Source organism: Gelidibacter maritimus (assembly GCF_014062315.1).
Taxonomy (GTDB): domain Bacteria; phylum Bacteroidota; class Bacteroidia; order Flavobacteriales; family Flavobacteriaceae; genus Gelidibacter; species Gelidibacter maritimus.
This window is the reverse complement of the sequence record NZ_JACGLT010000014.1, coordinates 60,034-84,693: the sequence shown is the minus strand read 5'-3', so window position 1 is coordinate 84,693 and position 24,660 is coordinate 60,034. Positions and strand designations below refer to the sequence as shown.

Below are 24,660 nucleotides of genomic sequence, written 5' to 3'. Positions count from 1 at the left end.
ATATACATTTTTCTTTAATTAAAAAATTGTTATTTTGCTTACTAAAATTGATGCATGACAGGAACCGTTTACAAGTCTACAGGAAGTTGGTACACCGTAAAAACAGAGCTCGGTGCGATTTATAATTGCCGTATAAAAGGAAAGTTCAGAATCAAGGGCCTTAAAAGCACCAACCCAATTGCGGTGGGGGATGTGGTCGATTTTGATATCGAGGTTTTGGATAATGTCACTACAGGAATTATTCATACCATTCATGATCGGGAGAATTATATCGTCCGCAAGTCGGTTAATCTCTCTAGGCAAACCCATATTATTGCGGCCAATATTGATCAGGTATTTTTGCTCATCACCATAAATAACCCTCCTACATTGACCAGTTTTATAGACCGGTTTTTGGTGACAACACAAGCTTATCGGATTAAAACAGTTTTAGTGTTCAACAAAATGGATGCTTATGATGAAGAGCATGTGATGGAAGTTAAATATCTGGCTTCCATTTACCGAAAAATAGGGTATGAATGTCTTGAAGTTTCTGCGGCAGATGGAACGAATATTGAACATTTAAAAGCTTTAATGAAAGATAAGACGAGCATGTTTGCTGGGCATTCTGGCGTTGGGAAGTCAACCTTGGTCAATGCCATTGAACCAGGTCTAAATCTGAAAACAAAAGAAATCTCCATGCAGCACATGCAGGGACAGCATACCACAACGTTTGCTGAGATGTTTGATTTGAGCTTTGGCGCAAGAATTATCGACACGCCTGGAATCAAAGGTTTTGGTGTAGTAGATATGGATCGGGAAGAAGTTGGCGATTATTTTCCAGAGTTTTTCGCCTTAAAGCATAAGTGCAGATTTAATAATTGTTTACATATAGAGGAGCCACAATGCGCTGTAAAAGAAGCATTGGACAAAGACGAAATCTCCTTCTCTCGCTATCGAAGTTATCTGCAGATTTTAGAAGGCGATGATGAACATTACCGCACCGAAGAATGGGTGAAATGAGTGTTCAGTCTTCAGTTGGCAGTCTTCAGTCAGCAGTCGGTAGTAAACATACCAGAATCAAATCAACCGTTAAAACCACTCTCAAGAATATAGATTATCATGAAAGCAGTCATTCAAAGAGTTTCACAAGCTAGTGTCACCATTAATAATGAAAAAGTGGCCTCAATAGAATCGGGATTGCTTATTTTGTTGGGAATCGTTGCTGAAGATTCACAAGAAGACATTGAATGGTTGACCAGAAAAATCGCCAATCTTCGAATTTTTTCAGATGAAAATGGCGTCATGAACCGTTCGCTCATTGATATTGAAGGAGACGCTATTGTTGTGAGCCAGTTTACGCTCCACGCGTCTACAAAAAAAGGCAACAGACCCAGTTATATTAAAGCGGCAAAACCTAATGTTGCAATACCTTTATACGAAGGTTTTGTAAAACGATTGGAAGAAGCACTCAACAAGACAATTCAAACTGGCCAATTTGGGGCAGATATGCAAGTTGAGCTCATAAATGACGGTCCTGTAACCATCATTATAGACTCCAAGAATGTTGAATAATCATTTTGATATTTGATTAAAAGGGTTACTTTAGCAGTATAACATGCCCCTACATGATCAAAATTTACCGCTTAATTGTTGTTCTGGTCTTTCCTATATTCTGTTTTTCGCAGGAGGATAAACTATTGAACTCCCACACCATTCCTATAAACTTAGTAGAAAATGCCAATGCCGTTGTAAGATGGGACGACTCCTATATTGAAGTCAAGTCACCCAATAAAATGCTGCATACCAACAAACGGATTGTCACCATTTTGAATTCTTCGGGAAACGCTAAGGTAGATGCCTCGTTAGGTTACGATAAAGCTGTATCCATCAAAAAAATGGAAGCACGCATCTATAACAGTGATGGAAAAGAAATTAAAAGAATCAAGAAGAAAGATTTTGAAGATGTCAGCGCCGTTGATGGCGGTACACTTTATTCTGACAGTCGGGTTAAATACCTAAAATACACGCCCACGGATTATCCTTATACTGTAGTTTTTGATACAGAAGTTGAATACAATTATACAGCCTATATCCGACGCTGGCGGCCTATAGAAGGATTTTCAACAAGTACCGAGTACAGCCGCTACGTGTTTCGCTATGACCCCGCCAACGAATTGAATAAATATGAAATCAATTTTGAGGTGTTTGGCGTAATCAATCAATCCAAGCCAGGAGAGATTCACTACGAAGCCAAGAACCTGAAAGCTATCGTTTATGAAGCTTACAGCCCTAATCTTAAGGATATGACGCCCTACGCTATGCTCAACTTAAAAAACTTCTCCTATGAAGGGTATGTTGGCAATTCAAATAGCTGGGAAGGTTTAGGAAAATGGATGCATGAGCAATTGTTGATAGGAAGAACGCAAGTTTCTGAAAAAACCAAGAACGAAATTTTGAGTTTGGTGGCAGGACTTGATGACCCGATTGATAAAGCTAAAGTAGTATATAAGTATGTGCAAGATAACACGAGGTATATCAGTGTTCAGGAAGGCATTGGAGGTATTCAGCCTATTGATGCTCTTAAGGTTGATGAGGTGAAATATGGCGATTGTAAAGGTCTTACAAACTACACCAAAGCCTTACTGGACCTTGTTGGGGTTGAATCGTATTATACAAGAGTCTATGCATCTCCAAACAACCTTGTAGATATCAATGAGGATTTTGCCTCTTTTCTTGGGCAATCAAATCATGTTATTTTAAATCTGCCCCATCAAGGAAAGGATGTCTGGTTAGAGTGTACAAGTCAGACTTCGCCATTTGGGTATAATGCCAATTTTACTGACGATAGAAATGTGTTTGTGATTAGGCCTGATGGAGGTGAGATTGTCCGCACCAAGATTTATACTGCTACTGAAAATCTATTGGCAACCAAAGCAGATATCGTCTTAACTGAAGATGGCGATATAGAAGCTAAAATCGGTTTAAATTCCTACGGGACCCAATACGGGCATCGCGAGGGGATTCAGAATAGTGCCTTAAAAAATCAAACTCTTTATTATAAGGGTTATTGGAGCCACATCAATAATGTTGATGTCGTATCCATGAACTACAAAAACGATAAAGAAACCATAAAATTTTCTGAAAACATTGAGTTGACCGCAGCCAAATATGCGTCAAAAACCGGCGATCGATTGTTGCTGAGTCCCAATTTGTTCAATGTACTTTCTAATGTTCCAACGCGGTATAGAGACAGAAAACTACCATTTAAGATACAGCGTGGCTTTTATGATACCGATGAATATGTAATTTCGATTCCAGAAAATTATCAGGTTGAAGCGCTACAAAATGACGTTCTTATTGAAAACAAATTCGGTAAATACAGTTATACAATTACTGAAAACGATGATCATAGCCTAGTGTTCAAACGCAGTTTTATTTTGAACAAAGGTGATTATGCCAAGGAGGATTATGACGAATTCAGAAACTTTTACTTAAAAGTAGCTAAACAAGATCAAGCACGCATTATACTTATAAAAAAATCATAGCCCCATGAAAAAAATTACCTACCTATTTATGTTCATTGCTTTTAATTGGACCAATGCCCAAGATTATAGATTTGGGAAAGTGTCAAAAGATGAACTACAAGAAACCGCTTACCCGGAAGATCCTGAAGCCAATGCCGCCATTTTATATTTAAATCAAAAAACCTATTACAATTATGTTCAAAATGAAGGGTTTGTTCAGGTTACAGAAGTATATAAACGTATAAAAATTTACAATAAAGATGGTTATGATTGGGCTACAGAAGAAGTTGCATTGCGGGATGATGGCAAAAAAGGAGAAGCGGTCATTAACCTAAAGGCGTTTACGCACACGCTGGAGAACGGAAAAATAGAACGAACCAAGTTGAAAAAAGACGGCATGTTTGAAGAGAAAACCAATAAATATTGGAAAACTTCAAAGTTTACCATGCCAAACATTCAAGATGGATGCGTCATAGAATTTGAATATAAAATTACATCGCCGTACATAAGTATTCGTGATATCAACCTGCAATATAGCATTCCGATTAAAGAATTGGATATGTATGTCAGGATTCCAGAGTTTTATAATTTTAACAAGTATGTGAATCCGAGAGCGGTTTATATTCCAAAAATCAATGAGTCTCAAGTGAACAGGGCTGAACATATTCAGACGAAAACTAGAGTGGTCAAGAAGGTTAGCTCAACAAGTTTTTCTCAGCAGAAATGGGAGTTTAAAGAGAATAAAACGGAAATAAAACTGTCAAATATTCCCGCACTTAAAAATGAAAATTATGTTAGTAATCTAAATACTTACAGAACAAAATTAATTTGGGAGTATGCGTTTTCTAAAGATCCTGGAGGTCTAATTACAAATTATGCTTCTACTTGGGATGAGGTAACCAAAACCATTTATGAAGACAGCAACTTTGGGTCCCAATTAAAACAGTCCAATTATTTTGAAAAGGATATTTCTGCATTGATTGAAGGTGCCGCCAATGATTCCGAAAAAATTAGTCGCATTTATGATTTTGTAAAATCCAAAGTTAAGTGGAATGATTATAATGGATACACCACAGATAATGGCGTAAAAAAAGCTTACAAAGAAGGAGTTGGTAATGTAGCCGATATCAACTTAATGCTCACTGCCATGTTGCGTTATGCCAACATAAATGCCAATCCGATGTTGATCAGTACAAGAAGTAATGATATTCCGTTATTCCCTGCTACTGGCGGTTTTAATTATGTAGTTGCTGCAGTTGAGGTTCACAATGATGTCATTCTTTTGGATGCCACGGATAAATTCGCAACACCCAATGTGCTTCCTGTTAGAGCAATTAACTGGCAGGGTAGAATCATTAGAGAAGCAGGCAGTTCAACTTGGTATGACCTAAAGCCAAAGGAGGTTGTCAAAGAAAACATATTCATGAATGCAAAAATTAATGATGATTTCTCAATTGACGGCAAGGTAAGAGCTCAAATGACCTCCTTTGCTGCTAAGAACTTTAGAAGCAAATACCAAAATTATAATGCTGAGGAAAAACTGTTGGCTATTGAAAAGGATAAAGGCGAAATTGAAGTGTCGGATTATGAAATCACTGATATGGATGTTGTTGATAATCCGATAAAGTATGTTTATGATTATAATTTGAAGAGTGCGATAGAGCAAATAGGTGATAAAATATTCTTATCCCCAATGCTGTTTTTCTCACCAAAAGAAAATCCATTCAAGGCAGATAAAAGGGAATACCCAATTGATTTTGTGTATGCGTTTAACGATAGATTCACCATTAATATGATGGTTCCTGAAGGGTATGTTGTAGAATCATTGCCAGAGAGTTCCGTTGTAAAATTTCTCGATGATGGCGGCGAGTTTAAGTATATTACGAAGGTTAATGGGAATGTGTTGCAATTTTTGGTTACTTTAGATTTGAACAAATCATTTATTCTCCCGAATGAATATGATGATTTTAAGCAATTCTATCAACTTATGACAGAAAAGCAAACAGAAAAAGTAGTGCTTAAAAAAATATAAAATGAAACTTAAAAATTCACAAAAAACAGTAGATGAGTGGATCAAAACCCATGGTGTCCGTTATTTTAATGAGTTAACCAATATGGCGCAGCTTACTGAAGAGGTGGGTGAAGTAGCAAGAATTATTGCGCGACGTTATGGCGAACAGAGTGAAAAGGAAAGTGATAAGGACAAAGATTTAGGTGAGGAGTTAGCCGATGTTGTTTTCGTGGTGTTGTGTCTGGCCAATCAAACAGGGATTGATCTTCAAGCCGCTTTTGATAAAAAAATGGATAAAAAAACAAAACGAGATCATGATAGGCATCACGGGAATGAGAAATTGAAATGATTTTTTAGGTTCAGAGTTCAAAGGTATTGAGGTAGCCTAACTTATTTAATTTCATATATTACGCCTACACAAGTGCTGCGAGAGCGTAGGCCTAATCCTAAACAATCAATTAAAAATCCACAATTTCTTATGAAACTTCATACTTCTTTCTATCCCTTTCTCAATTAGCTATTTAACTTTCGACAATTGTGAACGTGTCTTTTCAGAAGATAGAGATCGGCAGGTGAAGATCAAAGACCGTCAATCGTCAAATCTTTATAAAACTTCGTGTGTCTTTATGTCGCTTTATGGAATAGCTTTTCTATTTTCGTAAAATTGCAAATCCCGCCTCCGCAAATGTTGCGAATTGGTAGGTGTAAATCAAAAATCAAAAATCAAATTTCGTAAATCGTGAGTCCAATGTTGTTAGCCCTTCATAAATCTGCCGTTGTAGAAAATCCCCCAAAAATTGTTATTACAGGTTCAAAAAGTGAGTCGAATAGACTGTTATTGTTGCAAGCCCTCTATCCTGAAATAAAAATTGAAAACATCTCCAATTCTGATGATTCAAAAGTAATGCAAGCTGCATTAAAATCAACATCAAACCATATCGACATTTCTCATGCTGGTACAGCTATGCGATTTTTAACTGCTTTTTTTGCGACCCAAGAAGAAAGAGAAATCACTATTACTGGTTCGGCAAGAATGAAAGAGCGGCCGATACAGGTTTTGGTAGATGCCTTAAATACCTTAGGTGCCGATATCTCTTATTTGGAAACTGAAGGTTGTCCGCCGTTAAAAATTAACGGAAAATTACTGTCAAATAACAAAGTGTCTCTAAAAGCTAATGTGAGCAGTCAATATATTTCTGCGCTATTATTGATAGCCCCAAAATTGAAAAACGGATTGGAATTGACCTTAGAGGGTGAGATTACTTCCGTTCCCTATATCAATATGACCTTGGATTTACTAAATCAAATTGGGGTAGAAACCCATTTTGAGAATAATAAAATAAAAATAAGTCCACTTGAAAGTTTAAGTCCTGATCAAACACCGTTAACCGTAGAAAGTGATTGGTCTTCGGCATCTTACTTTTACAGTATCGTAGCGTTAAGTGCTGTTGGAACTGAAATCACCTTATCTTCCTATAGACAGAATAGTTTGCAGGGCGACATCGTATTATCCGATATCTATACTGATTTTGGGGTGGAGACTAAATTTGACAACAACAGCATCACGCTATTAAAAAAAGAAGAATACCAGCTAAAACCTATCGATTGCGATCTAAAAAATGCTCCAGACATTGCCCAAACGATAGCCGTAACCTGTTTTGGACTCGGAATAAGCTGTCATTTAACCGGTTTGCATACTTTAAAGATTAAAGAAACCGACCGGCTTGTAGCTCTGAAAACCGAGCTCGAAAAGTTAGGCGCAAAAGTATCCATCACGGAAAACAGTTTGTCATTAGAAGCGCATCAGTTGTTTGGTTCAGCAAGCCAAGGTCAGCGTAGTCAAGGGTTAGGCGAGATTATTGCCACCTATCATGACCACAGAATGGCGATGGCTTTTGCCCCGTTAGGCCTTAAAATAAATTTGCGGATCGAGGATGCCATGGTGGTTTCAAAATCCTATCCTAGCTTTTGGGAAGATCTTGAAAAGGTCGGATTTAAAATAACAAAATAATAAACGGTCATTTACTTGACAAGGCCTAGTTTGAGGTTGTATCTTTGCAGCCTGCAAAAAAATCTATACTAATCGCGATGTGACGCACTTATGACTAAGTTCAAAGCAAACGATTATATAGAAAAGGGTACTTTTTGAGGTCTGTTGGCAGGCAGATCTGATCATTAAAAAACATATAAATACATGAAATTATCCCACTTTAATTTTAAACTTCCTGAAGAACTATTGGCTGAACATCCATCAGAAATTAGAGATGAATCCCGATTGATGGTTTTGAATAGAGAAAAACAAACCATTGAACACAAGATGTTTAAGGACCTCATAGACTATTTTGATGAAGGTGATGTGATGATCTTAAACAATACCAAGGTTTTTCCAGCCCGCTTATACGGTAATAAGGAAAAAACAGGAGCAAGAATTGAAGTCTTTTTGTTAAGAGAACTTAATGAAGAACAACGTTTATGGGATGTTTTGGTTGATCCAGCCCGAAAAATACGAATTGGTAACAAATTGTATTTTGGTGATGATGAAACTCTAGTGGCTGAGGTTATTGATAATACCACATCCAGAGGGCGTACCTTACGTTTTCTATATGATGGATCTTATAAAGAGTTCCGTCAAAAATTAACAATGTTAGGAGAAACACCATTACCTAAATATATCAAAAGAGAGGTGGAGCCAGAAGATGAGGAGCGCTACCAAACTATTTTCGCTAAAAATGAAGGTGCAGTTGCTGCCCCAACCGCCGGTCTACATTTCTCTAAACATTTATTGAAGCGTTTGGAAATTAAGGGCATTGAGTTTGCTGAGGTGACCCTTCACGTTGGGTTAGGGACATTCAATCCAGTAGAGGTAGAAGATTTGTCCAAACATAAAATGGACAGTGAAGAAGCTTTTGTTACCCAACAAGCTGCTGACATTGTGAATGATGCCAAAACGCGGAAAAAAAGAGTCTGTGCTGTAGGTACAACGGCCATGAGAGCCATTGAAAGTTCTGTGTCGTCAAGCGGCACGCTGAACGAGTTTTCAGGCTGGACCAATAAGTTTATTTTTCCTCCTTATGAATTTAGCATCGCCAACTGTATGATTACTAATTTCCATACACCAAAATCGACCTTATTGATGATGGCCTCAGCTTTTGCTGGTCATGATTTTATCAAAAGGGCTTATGATGAAGCTGTTAAGGAAAAATACCGTTTCTATACTTATGGAGACGCAATGTTGATTCTTTAATTGACAAATCAATATATAAGGCCTCATCTTCGGATGGGCTTTTTTTTTAGTCATCAATCATCAGTCAGCAATCAGCCGTTGGCACGATCAGCTTATGATAGAATAGAGGACAAATTCAGTTGCGGATTTCAAGCTCAGTTTTAGCTTCAATTATATCTTCAAATTGAATCTCAATTACGGCTTGTGACCGAACTTTCTCAAATTATACCCTGACCTCTTCGCAATTCGTCAAACCTTTCATTATTTTTGCATCAGCAATGGAAACAATAAAAAAAGACATACGCGCATTAACCAAAGAACAGCTCCGAGAATTTTTCGTCGCTCAAGGCGATAAAGAGTTTAGAGGCAATCAGGTCTATGAATGGCTGTGGAACAAAGGTGCCCATAAATTTGAGGACATGACCAACATCTCCAAACAGACACGACTTATGTTGGAGGAAAATTTTGTCATCAACCATATTGAAGTGGACCAGATGCAGCGCAGTAATGACGGTACCATTAAAAACGCTGTTCGTTTGCACGACGGTTTAGTGGTTGAGTCTGTGCTTATTCCCACAAAGAAGCGGACTACCGCTTGTGTGTCGTCTCAAGTTGGTTGTAGCCTCGACTGCAAGTTCTGTGCTACCTCGCGTCTGAAGCGCATGCGTAACCTGAATCCTGATGAAATTTTTGATCAAGTAGTGGCCATTGATAAACAAAGTCGATTATATTTCAATAAGCCCTTGACCAATATTGTATTTATGGGTATGGGAGAACCGCTCATGAATTATAATAACGTGTTGAAAGCTATTGATAAGATTACCTCACCTGAAGGTTTGGGGATGTCTCCTAAACGCATTGTGGTCTCCACTTCAGGAGTTCCTAAAATGATCAGAAAAATGGCCGATGACGAAGTCAAATTCGGTCTTGCCGTTTCTTTGCACTCTGCCATTGATGACATCAGAACCTCGATTATGCCGTTTAATGCAACCTTTCCATTGGCAGATTTAAGAGCGGCTTTAGAGCATTGGTATGCAAAGACAAAACATCTCATCACCTATGAATACGTGGTGTGGAACGGTATCAATGATACAAAAAAAGATGTGGAGGCCTTGATTCAATTCTGCAAATTTGCGCCCAGTAAAGTCAATTTGATTGAATATAACCCCATTGATGATGGCGAATTCCAACAGGCCGATAATGCTGCACTAGACATGTACATTGCCATGTTGGAAGCAAATAATATCACTGTAACGGTAAGACGATCAAGAGGCAAGGATATTGATGCGGCTTGCGGACAATTGGCAAATAAGTCCTAAAAAAGCAACTTCTCATTCTATTTGTAATAATTCTTGTATAAATCTTAGCTTTCTGAAATTTTAGATAGTATTTCATTCCCATTTTTAGTACGTTTGTTATTGAAATTCGCATGACGACCTCCATTTGAAAATTGACGAACAAATAAAGCAGCCCATAGCCTATGAAATGGAACTTTTTGAACAAAAGTTCTTACTTTCCATGTCTTCTAAAGTGGCGCTTTTAAACCGGATTACAACCTTTATTGTCAATAGAAAAGGCAAGCAAATGCGCCCTATGTTTGTATTTCTCGTCGCCAAGATGGTCAATAATGGTAATGTAAGCGAACGGACTTATAGAGGTGCTGCGGTTATAGAACTGATCCACACGGCTACCTTGGTGCACGATGATGTGGTAGATGACAGCAATAGAAGGCGGGGCTTTTTCTCGGTCAATGCCTTATGGAAAAACAAGATTGCCGTGCTTATTGGCGATTATCTGCTGTCTAAAGGCTTGCTGCTTTCCATTGATAACAACGACTTTGATTTGCTTAAGATTATTTCCGTAGCCGTTAGGGAAATGAGCGAAGGTGAGTTGTTGCAAATTGAAAAGGCGCGTCAATTGGACATCACTGAGGATGTGTACTATGAAATCATTCGGCAAAAGACAGCCACACTCATTGCTGCCTGCTGTAGTCTTGGTGCGGCTTCTGTAAAACCCAATTCGCCTGATGTGGAATCCATGCGTAAGTTTGGAGAACTCATCGGAATGGCATTTCAGATTAAAGACGACTTGTTCGACTATGGCAATGAAGCTATCGGAAAGCCAACGGGCATTGATATCAAGGAGCGTAAAATGACCCTTCCACTTATTTATGCCATTAATAATTCTACTAAAAAAGAAAAATCCTGGTTGATCAATTCGGTCAAAAACCATAATAAGGATAGAAAACGCGTTAAGGAAGTCATTGCCTTCGTAAAAAATAAAGGCGGTTTGGACTATGCCGTTTCAAAAATGCTGGAATTTCAAGACGAAGCCCTACAACTTTTAAAAGCCTATCCTGAATCTAAATTTAAAGCATCTTTGCTCCTTATGGTCAATTATGTGATTGACAGGAAGAAGTAGGTTTTGATTTTGAAGCCTGAAGCGGAAAGATGAAAGTTGGAAAAGCTTTATTTTTTTTTTTTGAGTTAATTTACTTATTATCAAATAATTGGTATTTGTATTTAAATTTATTGATTCATATTTAATCCCTCAGGCAACCTTTTCCCTGTTTTCTACGTCTTTATAAATAGAAGACCTAATCGAACCAATTTTTGAAAGTCATTCAATTACATAATAACAACATCGCACTCATTAAAAAAGCGGCCAAGAACAATCGTGAGGCGCAACATCTGCTTTATGAGGCCCATGCGCCTAAAATGTTGAGTGTTTGTAGATATTACGTAAAGGATATTCAAAAAGCGGAAGAGGTTATGCTCAACGGATTTTTTAAAGCGTTTGTCAACTTAAAATCATTTAAGAACGAAGGCAGTTTTGAGGGCTGGCTTAGACGGATTATGGTAAGGGAGGCGATTTCATTTTTGAGACAGGAAAACAAGGTGGAATTTTCAGTGGATGTTATGCCAGTTAATCATGGGCAAGTTAACAATATACAAACCACTATTGAGGTGGACGAGATCCAACAGTATATTGACCAATTGCCGGAAGGTTACAAAATGGTTTTTGTGATGTATGCGATTGAGGGCTATAAACATCATGAAATTTCGAAATTACTGAATATCAGTGAAGGTACTTCCAAATCGCAGTTGTTCAAGGCAAGACAGCTTTTACAACGCAAAATCAAAACGTCCAATATAGTAAAAAATGGTACAGATGAAATGGGAGGATAATATAAAGAAAACACTTGAGGAAAGAACGCTCGAGCCATCTGCTGCATCTTGGGATACTTTAGCTGGCAAATTAGATACCGTCAACAAAAAAAGGAGTAAAACGCCGTATTGGTGGGTGGGTATTGCAGCAAGTATTGTAGCCATATTATTCACGGTAAACGTACTTTTTGATGGTAAGAGTGCTGAGATTCAAAATCCGATTATAGTGGATACCCAAGAGCAAGTTGAAGAACAATCCATGCCGATGGAGAATCAGCCAGTGGTGGAACAAGTAGCAGCAACTCACCAGGAGGATGAAAGACGAAAACCGGTTGAAAAAAAACCTTCTAAAAAAAAGCTTCTTAAAACACAAAATGATTTGATGCCACCAGTAGAAAAGAACAGTTCTGTAGCGAATACCGAGAAAGAAACAATTGAACCATTAGATGCAAATCGTCAAAAGGAAATTTTAGAAGATAAGAAAATCTCTGAGATTCTTGCCCAAATTCAAGATTTGAAAAATAAGGGTCAAACCGTAACCGATGCTGATATTGATGCCTTATTAGATCAGGCACAGAAGGAAATTAAGTTTCAAACTATGACACAGGAAGGTACATTAACGGTCGATGCAAATGCGTTGCTACAGGACGTCGAATATGATTTACAGCAATCTTTTAGAAAGAAAATATTTGAGGCATTAAAAAGTAGCTATGAAACCATAAAGACTGCCGTAGCAGAACGGAAAAATTAACCCAATTCCTGTGCAAATAGGAATTCCAAGCGTCAAAGTAAATTCATCAGTTAAAAATCGAACATTATGAACACAATTGCAAAATTTGTTGTGCTGGCAGTCTTGTGCCTACTTATGGGTAATGCCCAAGCACAAGACACGCTACAGAAAACAGACCACAGTCAAGAAATTACACGCCTCGAGCAGTTAAAGGACGCCATCGTTAAAGATGAAAAAATGTTGTTGAAAGCTGAGGTTGAAACCATTAACGAGCGCCTGGAAAATGGTGAAATTTCCCAAGAAAAGGCTGATAGCCTAAAAAGGGAAATGGCCAAAAAACGCGCGTTGAATATTGAAAATCGGATAGCCATTATTGAAAGTCAGTTGGCACTTATTAAGCGAAACCCTGAGACTTATCCATCCAATCCGGATGTATTCGACGCTTTTAGTCTCACCATTGGAAATAAAAAAAGAGTCGTGATTAAAGGAGAAAGCAAACCCGTAAAATATGATATTCGTACGTCAAACCAATTGTTATTCGCTATCGGTTTTAACAACACTATTATCGATGGGCAAAGCTTAGACGATTCACCTTACGAAATAGGAGGCTCCGGGTTTGTGGAATTGGGTTGGCTATGGAAAACCAGACTTCTAAAAAACTCGAATTTTGTAAGAGTCAATTATGGACTTTCGTTGCAGTGGAACAAATTATCCATAAAAGACAATCAATATTTTGTGGCGAACGACGACGTGACCACCTTGGAACCCTTTCCTTTAAATTTGAAAAAAGCTAAATTTAGGACTACCAGTTTAGTGGTTCCTGTACATTTTGAATTTGGTCCATCAAAGCAATTGGGTTTTAATGATCGTATTAGATATCAAACTCACAAACAATTCAAAATAGGCCTGGGCGGATTTGCAGGCATCAATTTGAGTACCAAACAGAAATTGAAGTATAAAGAAGATGGCAAGAACCAAAAGGATAAATTTAAATTAGATTACAATACCACTAATTTTGTTTATGGTGTGAGTGGTTATATTGGGGTGGGCGATTTTAGTGTCTATGCAAAATACAATCTCAACGATTTGTTCAAAGATCAAGATGTTGCCCAGCAAAATATATCTTTAGGTTTGCGCTGGGCTTTGGATTAACACAATTAATTGAGTTAGTTGAAAAAAGGGTGTTGAAGCAATTCAGCGCCTTTTTTACTTTCTTTTTATCTGTTTTTTGTCAATACAAATAATCTTCCCAGGATTCATCAACAAAGATATATTTCATGTTAGTTTTCAATTAGTTCTTTCTCGAAAGATTTTCCATTTTTCAACTTTTCAATGGCTGAATCCAATCTAAATTCGTTTTTACGAGAAGACAATTCGTGATTGGTTGCCATTAATGAATTGTACTCTTCTAATGACATCACTACAATTCCTGAGTCTTTGCCGCGATTGATGATTAGCGTTTCAAAGTTTTTAACCACTCTGTTCAAGTAGGTCTTAATGTTTTTTCTGAATTCTGAAACCGTCGTGACTAACATAAATAGTGTATTTAATTTTGTACAAATACATGTACCAAATATGGTTTTTACAAGTTTTTACTTGAAGTCGTTTTATTAAAAAGGGTGGTTCAAGTTAAAATTGTTTCGAGTACCTATTGATGAAGATCTCAATTTTCCAAGACGGGAATTGGTTGTTATGATTTTTCAAAAAAAACTCAAATCGTACATTCCTTAATTGTTTGGGTTCTTTGTGCTATTTTTACAAAAAATTATAGCTACAACTTTGATTTCAAAATCCACCATAGACCAAATATTTGAAACCGCCCGGGTTGAGGAGGTCATTGGCGATTTCGTCAACCTCAAAAAATCAGGAAGTAATTTTAAGGGGCTGAGTCCGTTTAGCGATGAACGCTCACCAAGTTTTATGGTGAGCCCCGTAAAGCAAATTTGGAAGGATTTTAGTAGTGGTAAAGGAGGAAATGCCGTGACTTTTCTTATGGAACACGAACACTTCACCTATCCTGAAGCTCTTAAGTACCTTGCCAGAAAATACAATATTGAGATTGAGCGAACCGAGCAGACCAATGAGCAAAAGGAAGTAGCCAATGAAAGGGAAAGCCTCTATTTGGTCAATGAGTTCGCAAGTACTTATTTTCAAAACACATTACATAAAACAGATCAAGGCAAGGCCATCGGATTGAGTTATTTCAAAGAACGCGGATTTACGACGGAGACGATCAAAACCTTTGGTTTGGGCTATTCACTGGATCAATGGCAAGCATTTACTGATGAAGCTTTAAAAAAAGGCTATCAACTGGAGTTTTTAGAAAAGACGGGATTGACCATTGTCAAAGATGATAAGCGCTTTGATCGGTTTAAAGGTCGGGTCATGTTCCCCATTCATAGTATGAGTGGAAGGGTCTTAGGTTTTGGGGGTCGGATTTTGGGTGCCGATAAAAAAACAGCCAAATATCTTAACTCCCCCGAAAGCGAAGTCTACCATAAAAGTAAAATCTTATATGGTTTATTCCATGCCAAACAAGCCATTGCCAAAGAAGATAATTGTTATTTGGTAGAAGGATACACAGATGTCATTCAATTTTACCAATCGGGAATAAAAAATGTTGTATCCTCGTCCGGTACGGCTTTAACCCCAGAGCAGATTCGTCTCATCAACCGTTTGACCAAAAATATAACGGTGCTATTTGATGGTGATGCTGCAGGAGTTCGTGCCGCAGTTAGAGGAATTGATTTGATTTTGGAGCAAGGCATGAACGTCAAGGTCTGCACTTTTCCAAATGGCGCCGATCCTGATAGTTTTGCAAAACAGAATACGCCTGAAGAACTGGCATCTTATCTTGTAGACCATTCAAAAGATTTTATACAGTTTAAAGCATCTTTATTGGTTGAAGATGCTAAAAAAGATCCTATTAAAAAGGCAGATACCATTCGGGAAATTGTCAATAGTATTTCCAAAATTCCTGATCCAATTAAGCGTGAGATTTATGTAAAGGAATGTGCCAATATTATGGATATCAGTGAGACGGTTTTGTTTAGCACCTTGGCTCAAATTGGTAAAAAGGAAACTCAAGAAGCCAACAGGCAACATAAGACTGAACAAAAAGCTTTTGAGGTGCTGCGTTCAGAGCAACCCGCAAAAAAAGTAAACCACCAATACATATTGGAGCAAAAAATCATTGAAATCCTGTTGCTTTACGGAAGTGAAACCGAAGAGTTTGAAGACTTGGTCATGAAGGAGGATGATGCCGGCGATTTAAAATTGGAGCCAATTATCCATCAGGCAAAAGTATTTGAAAAAATTTACTTGGACTTACAGGAAGATGAAATGCAGTTTTCTGATGAGCAGTTCCAAAATCTATATTATGTCATTATTGAGGCGTTGCACCAATCCAAAGAATTTCAATTAAAGGATTTTATCAACAAACTTGATCAACAAATGGCCAATGAGGTGACCACCATCTTGATGAATGATGAGCGTTATAGCCTTCATGATTGGGAGCGGAACCATATTATTCCAAAGGAGAAAGATCAATCCATCGCACAGCTGGTAACCCAAACAATACTAAGTTTAAGATGCTTTTTAATAGATCAAAAGGTGATGGAATATAAGATGGCAATCTCTCAACCACAAAATAATGCTATGGGCATTATGGAAGATGTTCGTGATTACTTAAGGTTGAAAACACTCTTGTCTAAAAAATTAGGGAAAGTGGTTGGTGCGTAAATTTAAATCGTACCGATATGTTGCGCCTGATGGATTAAATCGACGAGGTTTGTAACATTCAATTTCTTGAAAAGTCTGGCTTTGTAAGTGCTGACTGTTTTTTCGTTGATATCGAGTTCCAACGCAATTTCTTTGTTCTTTTTACCAATTGATAATAATTTCAAAACTTCAACTTCTCGTGTAGACAAACGTTTATAAAGTTTACTTTTGGAGTTACGGGTGTCATCATAATGCAAATGCTTCTCCATTTTGGCGCTCAAATAAATATCGCCATTATGCACTTTGATGATGGCATCCCTTATGATTTCGGTTTCTACTGTTTTGGAAAGATAGGCGGAAGCACCAGCTTTAATGCTGCTAATGGCATAGATTTCTTCGGGGTGAAAACTGAACATGATAACTTTTACCTTTTCATGTTCTTTTTTTATAGCCCTCAATGCCGTGATGCCATTTAGTTCTGGAAGATCAATCTCAGAAATGACCACGTCTACGGGATGACGTCGTATATATTCGAAGATTTCAACGCCTGTTCCAACAGTTCCAACCACTTCAATGTCTGGATCTGATTCAAAAAACAGCGTCAAACCTGTTCTTACAATGGGATGATAGTCCACAACCAATACCTTAATCATAATTTACAGTTTATTAGTTAATTAAGTTAGCCTATATACTTAAGAGGATAAGTTTACGCTTGTGGAGATTCGCTACGTAAATGTATGAAAAAAATCATGATATTCCATTGATTTCGATAACATTCCGTGATTTTAATAATAAAACAGTCCGATTATTTTAAGGTTTTAGGTATTTTACATATCGGAATCGGGACCATCTTGTGTTGGTTATTTCGGTTTAATTTTGAAAATAGTTTGAAGACTTCTGCTTTTCTACCCTCAAAATCATGAACTGTTTTCCCGTTTTCGCTCATGGTCATTGCCCACTCCAACTCCGGATAGGAGGCACCAATTTGGTCCTCGTCACTGCGGTCGTCGCCAAATAAGCCATCGCTCGGTGCTGCTTTGATTATAGCTTCCGAAACCCCCAGCACTTCGGCAAGGTCATAGATTTCTGATTTTGTCAGATCGGCAATCGGACTCAAATCTACGCCACCATCACCATATTTTGTAAAAAAACCAACCCCGAAATCTTCTATTTTATTGCCAGTACCAGCAACCAATAAGGAGTGTAATCCCGCATAATAATACAGGGTGGTCATTCGCAATCGTGCCCGAGTGTTGGCAAGTGCCATGTCAACTATAGCCTGGTCTTTAGTAGCAGTTACTTCGGTCTTGAATTGTTCAAAAACAGGAGTGAGGTCTACCAAAGTGTCCTTTACATTTCCGAAAGTTTCTTTTAACTGTTTTATATGTTCTTGGCCACGCGATACATGGCTCTTAGGTTGGTGTATGGGCATTTCAAGACATAAAACCTCCAATCCAGTCTTAGCGCATAAAATTGAGGTGACTGCCGAATCAATGCCGCCAGAAATCCCGATAACAAAACCATTTACTTTCGCAGTATTGGCGTAATCTTTTAGCCAGTTTACAATGTGGTCAATAACTTTTTCTGTTTGCATTTTTTGGAAGATTTAACACAAAGAATACTACCTTTGTATCACAAAAATAAAGGAATCGCCTAAGTAATAAAAATTAAAGAGGTTTAAAACATCTATGAAGAAAATTGGTTTTCTATTCGTCCTACTGTTTGTTTTTAACGCTTGTAAAGAAAGTAATCAGATAGAAAGTGAAATTTCTAAAATCGATATTGACCTAAATGTTGAGCGATTTGATCTGGATTTTGCCAATGCCGAAACTGAAGACCTACCTGAATTAAAACACACTTACCCTTTTTTGTTTTCAGAACGTATTCCAGACTCTGTTTGGGTTGAGCGGATTAATGACTCCCTTCAGCAGGAATTGTCCAGCGAAGTTGAAAAAGCATATTCTAATTTTGATGATATTCAGCACGATATCGAATCGCTTTTCCAACATTTAAAATACTACGACAAAACCTTTAAGGTTCCACGCGTGATTACGGTCACTTCTGATGTCGATTACAGGAATAAAACCATTGTTACCGACACAATTGTACTCATTTCGTTGGATACATATTTAGGTTCTGAGCATCGTTTTTATGAAGGCATTCAGCGTTTTATAAGCTTAAATATGAAACGATCACAAATTGTTAGCGATTTGGCAGCAAGCTATTCAGAAGGTTATATTTACCAAACCAAACCTAAAACGCTATTGGATGACATGATCTATTATGGAAAACAATTGTATTTTAAGGATCAGATGATTCCATTCAAATCAGATGCTGAAAAAATTGGATATTCTGAAGAGCAATTGGAATGGGCCATCGTAAATGAAAGTGAAATCTGGCGCTATTTTATCGAACGGGAACTTTTATTCAGCACAGATAATAGTTTGGCGGGTCGGTTTATTGCTGATGCTCCATTTTCTAAATTTTATTTGGAATTGGACAGCGAGTCACCAGGTAGAATAGGTCAGTATTTGGGTTGGCAAATAGTAAGGTCTTTTATGAAAAACAATGAGGTTCCGTTTATGGAAATGTTACAGATGGACGCAGACGAGATATTTAATAATTCTAAATTTAAACCACGCAAATAATGTCAAAAACTATAAAATCAACTATCGAATTACACGTAGAATTGGATGAAAATCGTGTGCCGGAAAAATTAAGTTGGACGGCCCAAGATGGTGGTATCAATAATGAAGAGGCAAAGGCCATGATGCTATCGGTTTGGGATAGTGAAGCACAGGAAAGTCTGCGCATTGATCTTTGGACAAAGGATATGCCCGTAGATGAAATGAAATTATTTTTCCATCAAACCTTGGTGGAAATGAGCAATACGTTCTATCGTGCTACAGAAGATGAAAAAATGTCGGCAACCATGAAGGACTTCTGCGATTATTTTGCTGAAAAGTTAGAACTCAATAAGCAATAGTCATACTTTAAAAGCCTGACAGGGATTTTCATATTATAAATAATCGATGCGCAAACTCCTATACGTTTTAATTTTGGTGCTGGTCGTTATGTTCGGCTATCGCTATATTATTAATGATAAGGATGAAACCATTCTGCAAGAAAACTCTGCACTCATCCAAGAGCAGATCAGGAACGTCAGCAAATTAGTTGTTACTGAAGGCCACTTCAGTCAGGTGTTTACCTATAAAAACTCAAAAGCTATTTTTGCCAATTTGGTCAATGTCGAAAAGAAAGCTCTTGTCGTGGTCAATGCCGATGTGACGGTTTCCTACGATTTAAGTCAAATCGAATACGAGTTGGATGAAGCCTCCAAAACTCTCAAAATTATAAGTATCCCGAAAGAAGAGATCAATATCAATCCGGATTTTGAGTATTATGATGTCACAGCGGATTATTTAAATCCTTTTAAAGCAGAAGATTACAATAAAATTAAAGATAAAGTCAGGGTGCAATTGATGAAAAAGATTGAAGCCTCAAATTTAAAAAGTAATGCCCAGAATCGTCTGATCAGCGAATTGTCAAAATTTTATATCCTGACCAGTTCTATGGGCTGGACCCTACAGTATGACGGCAGTTATATAAAATCTTCAGACGATTTACAGAACATCAAACTGTAAGTTTAAAAACCTGCATTTCGCAACAGGCAGTATGTTCTGAAACTCTAAGCATTTGGGAGAGCTGAGTGGGGTTTAGGAGGTCACTTTCCTTCTCAAGCTCAACCAGCCACCACCATTGGTAGCGATGATATTATTTAGGTTTAAGTATTCGGCTGCCTTTGCTGACCTGGCGCCACTCGCACAGCACGTTATAACGGGTTTGTTTAACTTCTTGAGTTCGCCAACCCTATCTTTCAATTCATCCAAAGGAATGTGTTTTGCATGCTTAATATGCCCATTGTCCCATTCCCTTTGAGTTCGAACATCAAGAATAATGGCATCTTTTTCTAAAAGTTCATGAATCTGTCTTTTTTTGATACCGAATATAAAATCAAAAATTCCCATAACTTTCTTTTGTTTAAATTTACGAATTATTGAACAAACCCTTGAATCAAAATATCGAATTTTAATCTTAGAATCGTGAATACCGAAGGCACACGTAGAGACGAAATCATTAATACTGCCACAAAACTTTTTAAAGAAAAAGGTTATAGTGCGGTTACCATGCGAGATTTGGCAACAGCTATGGGGATGAAGGCTGCAAGTCTTTACAATCATATCAACTCTAAGCAAGAAATTCTTAAAGCCATCATCATTTCTTTGGCTGAAGCGTTCACCCAAGGCATGGAAACCATTAAAAATTCTGACGAAACGGTCATCAGAAAATTAAATTTAATTGTTGCGCTGCATGTTGACATTACTACTAAAAACCCATACGGAATGGCTTCACTTAATAATGATTGGATGCATTTAGAGGAGCAATTAGAGTATTATTTACAGCTTCGAGAGGGTTATGAACAGGATTTTGTAGCCATCATCAAAAATGGAATAGCCAGTAACGAAATTGTTGATACTAATCCTGAGGTCATTATGTTTTCAATACTTTCTACACTTCGTTCCTTGTACTTATGGATCCCAAATAAAGACGACCTTGATCCTAAAATCTTAGCACAAAACTTGAGTGATGTCCTTATCAACGGAATTAACAAATAGTTTACAATAAATTTTGTAAATTTGTATTCAAACTAACAAGTGTTAGTTTGTTGTCTGCAAGTTTTCCTATCCTCGAGCTTAGGTACTTGTAGTTAAACTGAATTTAATAAAACAAAAATTCCCTTTCCTTTGGAAGGGGTTAGGTATAGGATTATGGCAGAATTCCACAACCTTAAAGTGGCAGATATTTACAAGGAAACAAAAGATTGCGTAGTCATTGCTTTTGATATTCCTGACGAGCTAAAAGAAACATTTAAATACCGCCAAGGTCAGCATTTGACTTTGCGCAAGGAGTTAAACGGTGAAGACATTCGGCGTAATTATTCGCTATTCTCAAGTCCATTGGATGGCGAATGGAAAGTTGCTGTCAAAACCATACGGAACGGCGTGTTTTCAAATTATGCATTCAACGAACTAAAAAGGGGAGATACGCTTGAAGTCATGGTGCCTCACGGTGAATTTACGGTTGATGTAGATGTTGAGGCGAGCAATAATTATATCGCATTTGCCGCTGGAAGTGGTATTACGCCATTAATGTCCATCATCAAAACCCATTTGTACGAGGAGCCAAACAGCACCTTTAAGTTGTTTTACTTGAACAGAACGGTAAAATCCATTATCTTTAAAGAAGAAATCGAACAGCTTAAGAATGAGTTCTTTGAAAGGTTTCAGGTCTTTTATTTTTTAACGAAGGAACAGCGTGACATTCCGTTTTTGAACGGACGTTTTGACAAAGAGAAATTGGCGGTATTGACCAAGACCTTTATAGATATACCAGATACGCAACATGCGTTCATTTGTGGTCCGCAAGATATGATTTATTTAATTCGCGATGAATTACAGGCCGCAGGAATGCCTAAGAATAGAATTCATTTTGAATTGTTTTTTACCGGGAGTTCAGAAGAAGAAAATAAACATATTGCTGAAGTGCTGGAACAGCGAATTGATGGAACACAAGTCACCATCATTGACGGTGGAAAAGAATTCCATTTTATCATGGACGATGATTTTGACAATATTCTCGATGGTGCCTTGGCTGCTGGGGCCGATTTGCCATTTGCTTGTAAAGGCGGTGTTTGTAGCACCTGCAAATGTCAGGTATTAGAGGGCTCGGTACAAATGAAAAAGAATTATGCGCTGGCTGATAAGGAAGTAGAACAGAATTTTGTGTTAAGTTGCCAAGCCGTCCCGACAAGTGATAAAGTTGTGGTGGATTTTGACGTTTAATTTACATTCAGCAGCAAGGTTTATTGAAAGAATAGGCCTAAAGAGTATGAAACGCTACTAAAATATCATATGTGTAACGAGATCTCACAGTCTCGATAGTAAACAGGATAAAACCTGTGAGATCTAAGACATACAACTAACCATTCACTAATATTTAATATCATGAGTGAAGAGCAAATAAGAAATTTAGAAAAGCAGTTCGAAGAACGAATTGCAAGAGACGAAAAAATTGAACCGAAAGATTGGATGCCGGAAAAGTACCGTCAGACGCATATCCGTCAGATGTCGCAACATGCGCATTCAGAAGTCGTCGGGATGCTTCCAGAAGGAAATTGGATCACCAGAGCGCCTTCTTTAAGACGGAAAGTAGCGTTATTGGCCAAAGTCCAGGACGAAGCAGGCCATGGTCTATATCTTTATTCTGCAACTGAAACTTTAGGTATTTCACGTGAGGAAATGTATGAGCAGTTGCACACGGGCAAGGCTAAGTACTCAAGTATTTTTAATTATCCAACCATTACTTGGGCCGATATCGGCGCTATTGGATGGTTGGTGGATGGTGCGGCCATTATCAATCAAGTGCCTTTATGCAGCACTTCTTTTGGACCTTATGCCAGAGCGATGGTCAGGGTTTGTAAGGAAGAAAGTTTCCATCAACGTCAAGGGTATGAGATCATGATCAAGCTGTCTAGCGGCACACCAGAACAAAAAGAAATGGCACAAGATGCTTTAAACCGATGGTGGTGGCCAAGTTTAATGATGTTGGGGCCTACCGACGCGGAATCTGTGCATACCGAACAATCCATGAAATGGAAACTGAAGCGTAAATCCAATGACGAATTACGTCAGCAATTCATTGATCAAACTGTGCCACAAGCAGATTTGATTGGCTTGACCATTCCTGACCCCGATTTAAAATGGAACGAAGAACGCGGAAGTTATGATTTTGGTGAAATTGACTGGGATGAGTTTTGGCAAGTGGTCAAAGGTCATGGTCCAATGAACAAAGAGCGTATGAAAGCCAGGGTTGGCGCCTGGGAACGCGGTGAGTGGGTGCGCGATGCCGCTATGGCACACGCCGAAAAGAAAGCCGAAAGAAAAGAAAAAGAAGCAGTATAACCACCTGCAAGGTTTTCAAAACCTTGTAGGTTTGAATTATAGCTTTACAGGTTTGAATCATAATATTAAGTCACAAAACTATGACAACAACAAAGAATTGGCCTCTATGGGAAGTCTTCGTAAGAAGTAAAAACGGACTGGAACATCGACATTTCGGTAGTTTACACGCCGCAGATGCAGATATGGCTTTAGAAAATGCTCGTGACGTTTACACGCGCAGGAATGAAGGCGTCAGCATATGGGTTGTAGAATCCAAAAACATCACCGCCTCCAATCCGGAACACAATGGCGAAATGTTTGAGCCAGCAAAAGACAAGGTCTATCGTCATCCCACGTTTTATGAGTTACCTGATGAGGTGAAGTACATGTAGACTTCCTGCGAAGGCAGGAAACCTTTAGGTTCAGCAAAGCTAACCTTAGAATTAAACGATTAGCGATTTGTGAATCCTGATTGTTGATTTTAGAATAAGTTCAATTTCAATTTAAAAAATGAAAAAGTCCCTATACAATTACATCCTCGGCATCGCCGACAACTCCCTAATCCTCGGGCAACGCATAGGCGAACTCTGCGGACATGGACCGAGTTTGGAAACCGACATTGCCTGTACCAATATTTCTTTGGATTTATTAGGGCAAGTACGCAGTTACTATCAATACGCCGCGAAAATAGCTGGTGATGGGCGTACAGAAGATGATATTGCCATGCTTCGTAAAGAACGTGAATATGTTAACGTGCTTTTGGTAGAACAGCCCAATACCGATTTTGCATATACCATGGCGCGTCATTTTTTATTTGATGAATATCACTTATTATTTTTGACCGAGCTGAAAAAAAGCAAGGATATGACCTTGGCGGCAATCGCTACAAAATGCATAAAAGAGGTAAGATACCATCAACGTTTTTCATCGGATTGGATCAGGCGATTAGGTGATGGCACCGAAGAAAGTCAAAACCGAATGCAAGCGGCAATTGATGACTTATGGACCTACACCGATGAATTGTTCCACCAGACTGACGCTGATAAAGCAATGGTTTCAGAAGGTATTGGCGTAGATGTTACTAAATTAAAAAACGCTTATTACGAAAAAGTAAATACGGTATTAGAAGAATCAACCTTGACCATTCCAGAATCCAAATACTTCCAAAAAGGAGGAAAAATGGGGATTCATACCGAACATATGGGATTCCTATTGGCGGAACTACAATATATGCAGCGCACTTATCCAAATATGGAATGGTGACAAAATCATGAATAAGGAAGTTTGAATATCGAATAATGA

General features: G+C 38.0%; 25 protein-coding genes. 21 read left to right on the top strand and 4 right to left on the bottom strand.

From position 1 onward, the window contains the following. Positions 1–54: 54 nt before the first annotated feature. From rsgA to H3Z82_RS15360, 12 genes are all read left to right on the top strand, one after another. Positions 55–1,002, top strand: coding sequence for a ribosome small subunit-dependent GTPase A (rsgA, locus tag H3Z82_RS15415; RefSeq protein ID WP_182206391.1), 948 nt, complete (start codon positions 55–57; stop codon positions 1,000–1,002). A 99-nt stretch (positions 1,003–1,101) separates the two neighbouring features. Beyond that, a complete protein-coding gene (dtd, locus tag H3Z82_RS15410) occupies positions 1,102–1,554 on the top strand; it encodes a D-aminoacyl-tRNA deacylase (protein WP_182206390.1) in 453 nt (150 codons plus the stop codon). 53 nt (positions 1,555–1,607) lie between these two features. Then, positions 1,608–3,527: a DUF3857 domain-containing protein gene (locus tag H3Z82_RS15405; RefSeq protein ID WP_235982464.1), complete on the top strand. Its 1,920-nt coding sequence runs from the start codon at positions 1,608–1,610 to the stop codon at positions 3,525–3,527. A 4-nt stretch (positions 3,528–3,531) separates the two neighbouring features. After that, the gene (locus tag H3Z82_RS15400) at positions 3,532–5,538 is read left to right on the top strand and encodes a transglutaminase domain-containing protein (protein WP_182206389.1); all 2,007 of its coding nucleotides are present in this window, start codon (positions 3,532–3,534) and stop codon (positions 5,536–5,538) included. Position 5,539: 1 nt separating this feature from the next. Continuing rightward, positions 5,540–5,866 (top strand): nucleotide pyrophosphohydrolase, encoded by a 327-nt coding sequence (locus H3Z82_RS15395; RefSeq protein WP_182206388.1) that lies wholly within the window; start codon positions 5,540–5,542, stop codon positions 5,864–5,866. A gap of 399 nt (positions 5,867–6,265) precedes the next feature. Continuing rightward, the gene (locus H3Z82_RS15390) at positions 6,266–7,528 is read left to right on the top strand and encodes a 3-phosphoshikimate 1-carboxyvinyltransferase (protein ID WP_182206387.1); all 1,263 of its coding nucleotides are present in this window, start codon (positions 6,266–6,268) and stop codon (positions 7,526–7,528) included. 183 nt (positions 7,529–7,711) lie between these two features. Continuing rightward, positions 7,712–8,761, top strand: a complete 1,050-nt coding sequence (queA, locus tag H3Z82_RS15385) for a tRNA preQ1(34) S-adenosylmethionine ribosyltransferase-isomerase QueA (protein WP_182206386.1) — start codon at positions 7,712–7,714, stop codon at positions 8,759–8,761. A 257-nt stretch (positions 8,762–9,018) separates the two neighbouring features. Further along, positions 9,019–10,059 carry a 23S rRNA (adenine(2503)-C(2))-methyltransferase RlmN gene (rlmN, locus tag H3Z82_RS15380; RefSeq protein WP_182206385.1) on the top strand — a complete coding sequence of 347 codons (1,041 nt, stop codon included), beginning with the start codon at positions 9,019–9,021 and terminating at the stop codon, positions 10,057–10,059. A gap of 124 nt (positions 10,060–10,183) precedes the next feature. Continuing rightward, positions 10,184–11,161: a polyprenyl synthetase family protein gene (locus H3Z82_RS15375; protein WP_182206384.1), complete on the top strand. Its 978-nt coding sequence runs from the start codon at positions 10,184–10,186 to the stop codon at positions 11,159–11,161. Between the two features lie 191 nt (positions 11,162–11,352). Then, the gene (locus H3Z82_RS15370; RefSeq protein ID WP_182206383.1) at positions 11,353–11,928 is read left to right on the top strand and encodes an RNA polymerase sigma factor; all 576 of its coding nucleotides are present in this window, start codon (positions 11,353–11,355) and stop codon (positions 11,926–11,928) included. Beyond that, positions 11,912–12,658, top strand: coding sequence for a hypothetical protein (locus H3Z82_RS15365; RefSeq protein ID WP_182206382.1), 747 nt, complete (start codon positions 11,912–11,914; stop codon positions 12,656–12,658). The genes H3Z82_RS15370 and H3Z82_RS15365 overlap by 17 nt, the downstream gene beginning before the upstream one ends. A 66-nt stretch (positions 12,659–12,724) precedes the next feature. Beyond that, entirely contained in the window at positions 12,725–13,789 is a 1,065-nt protein-coding gene (locus H3Z82_RS15360) for a coiled-coil domain-containing protein (protein ID WP_182206381.1), read from the top strand. Positions 13,790–13,917: 128 nt separating this feature from the next. Here the strand turns inward: H3Z82_RS15360 and H3Z82_RS15355 are convergent, their stop codons facing one another. Then, the gene (locus tag H3Z82_RS15355; protein WP_182206380.1) at positions 13,918–14,172 is read right to left on the bottom strand and encodes a type II toxin-antitoxin system Phd/YefM family antitoxin; all 255 of its coding nucleotides are present in this window, start codon (positions 14,170–14,172) and stop codon (positions 13,918–13,920) included. Between the two features lie 244 nt (positions 14,173–14,416). On the opposite strand from H3Z82_RS15355, the gene dnaG reads away from it, so the two are divergent. Next, positions 14,417–16,378 (top strand): DNA primase, encoded by a 1,962-nt coding sequence (dnaG, locus tag H3Z82_RS15350; RefSeq protein WP_182206379.1) that lies wholly within the window; start codon positions 14,417–14,419, stop codon positions 16,376–16,378. 2 nt (positions 16,379–16,380) lie between these two features. Here dnaG and H3Z82_RS15345 read toward each other — a convergent pair whose 3' ends face one another. Together H3Z82_RS15345 and nadE are read right to left on the bottom strand one after the other, a co-directional pair. Beyond that, positions 16,381–17,010 carry a response regulator gene (locus H3Z82_RS15345; RefSeq protein WP_182206378.1) on the bottom strand — a complete coding sequence of 210 codons (630 nt, stop codon included), beginning with the start codon at positions 17,008–17,010 and terminating at the stop codon, positions 16,381–16,383. 152 nt (positions 17,011–17,162) lie between these two features. Further along, positions 17,163–17,951, bottom strand: a complete 789-nt coding sequence (gene nadE, locus H3Z82_RS15340) for an NAD(+) synthase (protein WP_182206377.1) — start codon at positions 17,949–17,951, stop codon at positions 17,163–17,165. A gap of 94 nt (positions 17,952–18,045) precedes the next feature. Here nadE and gldB point away from each other — a divergent pair, with 94 nt between their 5' ends. From gldB to H3Z82_RS15325, 3 genes are read left to right on the top strand one after another with little or no spacing between them, the layout of a single operon-like run. After that, the gene (gene gldB, locus H3Z82_RS15335) at positions 18,046–19,005 is read left to right on the top strand and encodes a gliding motility lipoprotein GldB (protein ID WP_182206376.1); all 960 of its coding nucleotides are present in this window, start codon (positions 18,046–18,048) and stop codon (positions 19,003–19,005) included. Continuing rightward, complete coding sequence (gene gldC, locus H3Z82_RS15330; RefSeq protein WP_182206375.1) at positions 19,005–19,343, top strand: gliding motility protein GldC; 339 nt, start codon at positions 19,005–19,007, stop codon at positions 19,341–19,343. The genes gldB and gldC overlap by 1 nt, the downstream gene beginning before the upstream one ends. A gap of 46 nt (positions 19,344–19,389) precedes the next feature. Next, entirely contained in the window at positions 19,390–20,001 is a 612-nt protein-coding gene (locus H3Z82_RS15325) for a DUF4230 domain-containing protein (protein WP_182206374.1), read from the top strand. A 72-nt stretch (positions 20,002–20,073) separates the two neighbouring features. Here H3Z82_RS15325 and H3Z82_RS15320 read toward each other — a convergent pair whose 3' ends face one another. Next, entirely contained in the window at positions 20,074–20,385 is a 312-nt protein-coding gene (locus H3Z82_RS15320; RefSeq protein WP_182206373.1) for a rhodanese-like domain-containing protein, read from the bottom strand. 75 nt (positions 20,386–20,460) lie between these two features. Here H3Z82_RS15320 and H3Z82_RS15315 point away from each other — a divergent pair, with 75 nt between their 5' ends. The 5 genes from H3Z82_RS15315 (at position 20,461) to paaC (ending at position 24,621) form a co-directional block, all read left to right on the top strand. Next, entirely contained in the window at positions 20,461–21,033 is a 573-nt protein-coding gene (locus H3Z82_RS15315; protein WP_317172465.1) for a TetR/AcrR family transcriptional regulator, read from the top strand. Between the two features lie 153 nt (positions 21,034–21,186). Further along, positions 21,187–22,260: a 1,2-phenylacetyl-CoA epoxidase subunit PaaE gene (gene paaE, locus H3Z82_RS15310; protein WP_182206372.1), complete on the top strand. Its 1,074-nt coding sequence runs from the start codon at positions 21,187–21,189 to the stop codon at positions 22,258–22,260. Between the two features lie 162 nt (positions 22,261–22,422). Then, entirely contained in the window at positions 22,423–23,379 is a 957-nt protein-coding gene (gene paaA, locus H3Z82_RS15305) for a 1,2-phenylacetyl-CoA epoxidase subunit PaaA (protein ID WP_182206371.1), read from the top strand. An 80-nt stretch (positions 23,380–23,459) separates the two neighbouring features. Then, positions 23,460–23,750 carry a 1,2-phenylacetyl-CoA epoxidase subunit PaaB gene (gene paaB, locus H3Z82_RS15300; RefSeq protein ID WP_027125816.1) on the top strand — a complete coding sequence of 97 codons (291 nt, stop codon included), beginning with the start codon at positions 23,460–23,462 and terminating at the stop codon, positions 23,748–23,750. A gap of 118 nt (positions 23,751–23,868) precedes the next feature. Then, positions 23,869–24,621, top strand: coding sequence for a 1,2-phenylacetyl-CoA epoxidase subunit PaaC (gene paaC, locus H3Z82_RS15295; protein WP_182206370.1), 753 nt, complete (start codon positions 23,869–23,871; stop codon positions 24,619–24,621). Positions 24,622–24,660 lie beyond the last annotated feature (39 nt).

Coding starts and splice junctions, on each gene's coding strand:
- nadE (WP_182206377.1), bottom strand. CDS start 17,951: ATGCAAACAGAAAAAGTTATTGACCACATTGTAAACTGGCTAAAAGAT.
- paaC (WP_182206370.1), top strand. CDS start 23,869: ATGAAAAAGTCCCTATACAATTACATCCTCGGCATCGCCGACAACTCC.
- H3Z82_RS15345 (WP_182206378.1), bottom strand. CDS start 17,010: ATGATTAAGGTATTGGTTGTGGACTATCATCCCATTGTAAGAACAGGT.
- paaB (WP_027125816.1), top strand. CDS start 23,460: ATGACAACAACAAAGAATTGGCCTCTATGGGAAGTCTTCGTAAGAAGT.
- gldC (WP_182206375.1), top strand. CDS start 19,005: ATGTCAAAAACTATAAAATCAACTATCGAATTACACGTAGAATTGGAT.
- rsgA (WP_182206391.1), top strand. CDS start 55: ATGACAGGAACCGTTTACAAGTCTACAGGAAGTTGGTACACCGTAAAA.
- H3Z82_RS15390 (WP_182206387.1), top strand. CDS start 6,266: ATGTTGTTAGCCCTTCATAAATCTGCCGTTGTAGAAAATCCCCCAAAA.
- H3Z82_RS15325 (WP_182206374.1), top strand. CDS start 19,390: ATGCGCAAACTCCTATACGTTTTAATTTTGGTGCTGGTCGTTATGTTC.
- gldB (WP_182206376.1), top strand. CDS start 18,046: ATGAAGAAAATTGGTTTTCTATTCGTCCTACTGTTTGTTTTTAACGCT.
- dtd (WP_182206390.1), top strand. CDS start 1,102: ATGAAAGCAGTCATTCAAAGAGTTTCACAAGCTAGTGTCACCATTAAT.
- H3Z82_RS15365 (WP_182206382.1), top strand. CDS start 11,912: ATGAAATGGGAGGATAATATAAAGAAAACACTTGAGGAAAGAACGCTC.
- H3Z82_RS15320 (WP_182206373.1), bottom strand. CDS start 20,385: ATGGGAATTTTTGATTTTATATTCGGTATCAAAAAAAGACAGATTCAT.
- H3Z82_RS15360 (WP_182206381.1), top strand. CDS start 12,725: ATGAACACAATTGCAAAATTTGTTGTGCTGGCAGTCTTGTGCCTACTT.
- H3Z82_RS15395 (WP_182206388.1), top strand. CDS start 5,540: ATGAAACTTAAAAATTCACAAAAAACAGTAGATGAGTGGATCAAAACC.
- H3Z82_RS15400 (WP_182206389.1), top strand. CDS start 3,532: ATGAAAAAAATTACCTACCTATTTATGTTCATTGCTTTTAATTGGACC.
- queA (WP_182206386.1), top strand. CDS start 7,712: ATGAAATTATCCCACTTTAATTTTAAACTTCCTGAAGAACTATTGGCT.
- rlmN (WP_182206385.1), top strand. CDS start 9,019: ATGGAAACAATAAAAAAAGACATACGCGCATTAACCAAAGAACAGCTC.
- H3Z82_RS15405 (WP_235982464.1), top strand. CDS start 1,608: ATGATCAAAATTTACCGCTTAATTGTTGTTCTGGTCTTTCCTATATTC.
- paaE (WP_182206372.1), top strand. CDS start 21,187: ATGGCAGAATTCCACAACCTTAAAGTGGCAGATATTTACAAGGAAACA.
- H3Z82_RS15355 (WP_182206380.1), bottom strand. CDS start 14,172: ATGTTAGTCACGACGGTTTCAGAATTCAGAAAAAACATTAAGACCTAC.
- paaA (WP_182206371.1), top strand. CDS start 22,423: ATGAGTGAAGAGCAAATAAGAAATTTAGAAAAGCAGTTCGAAGAACGA.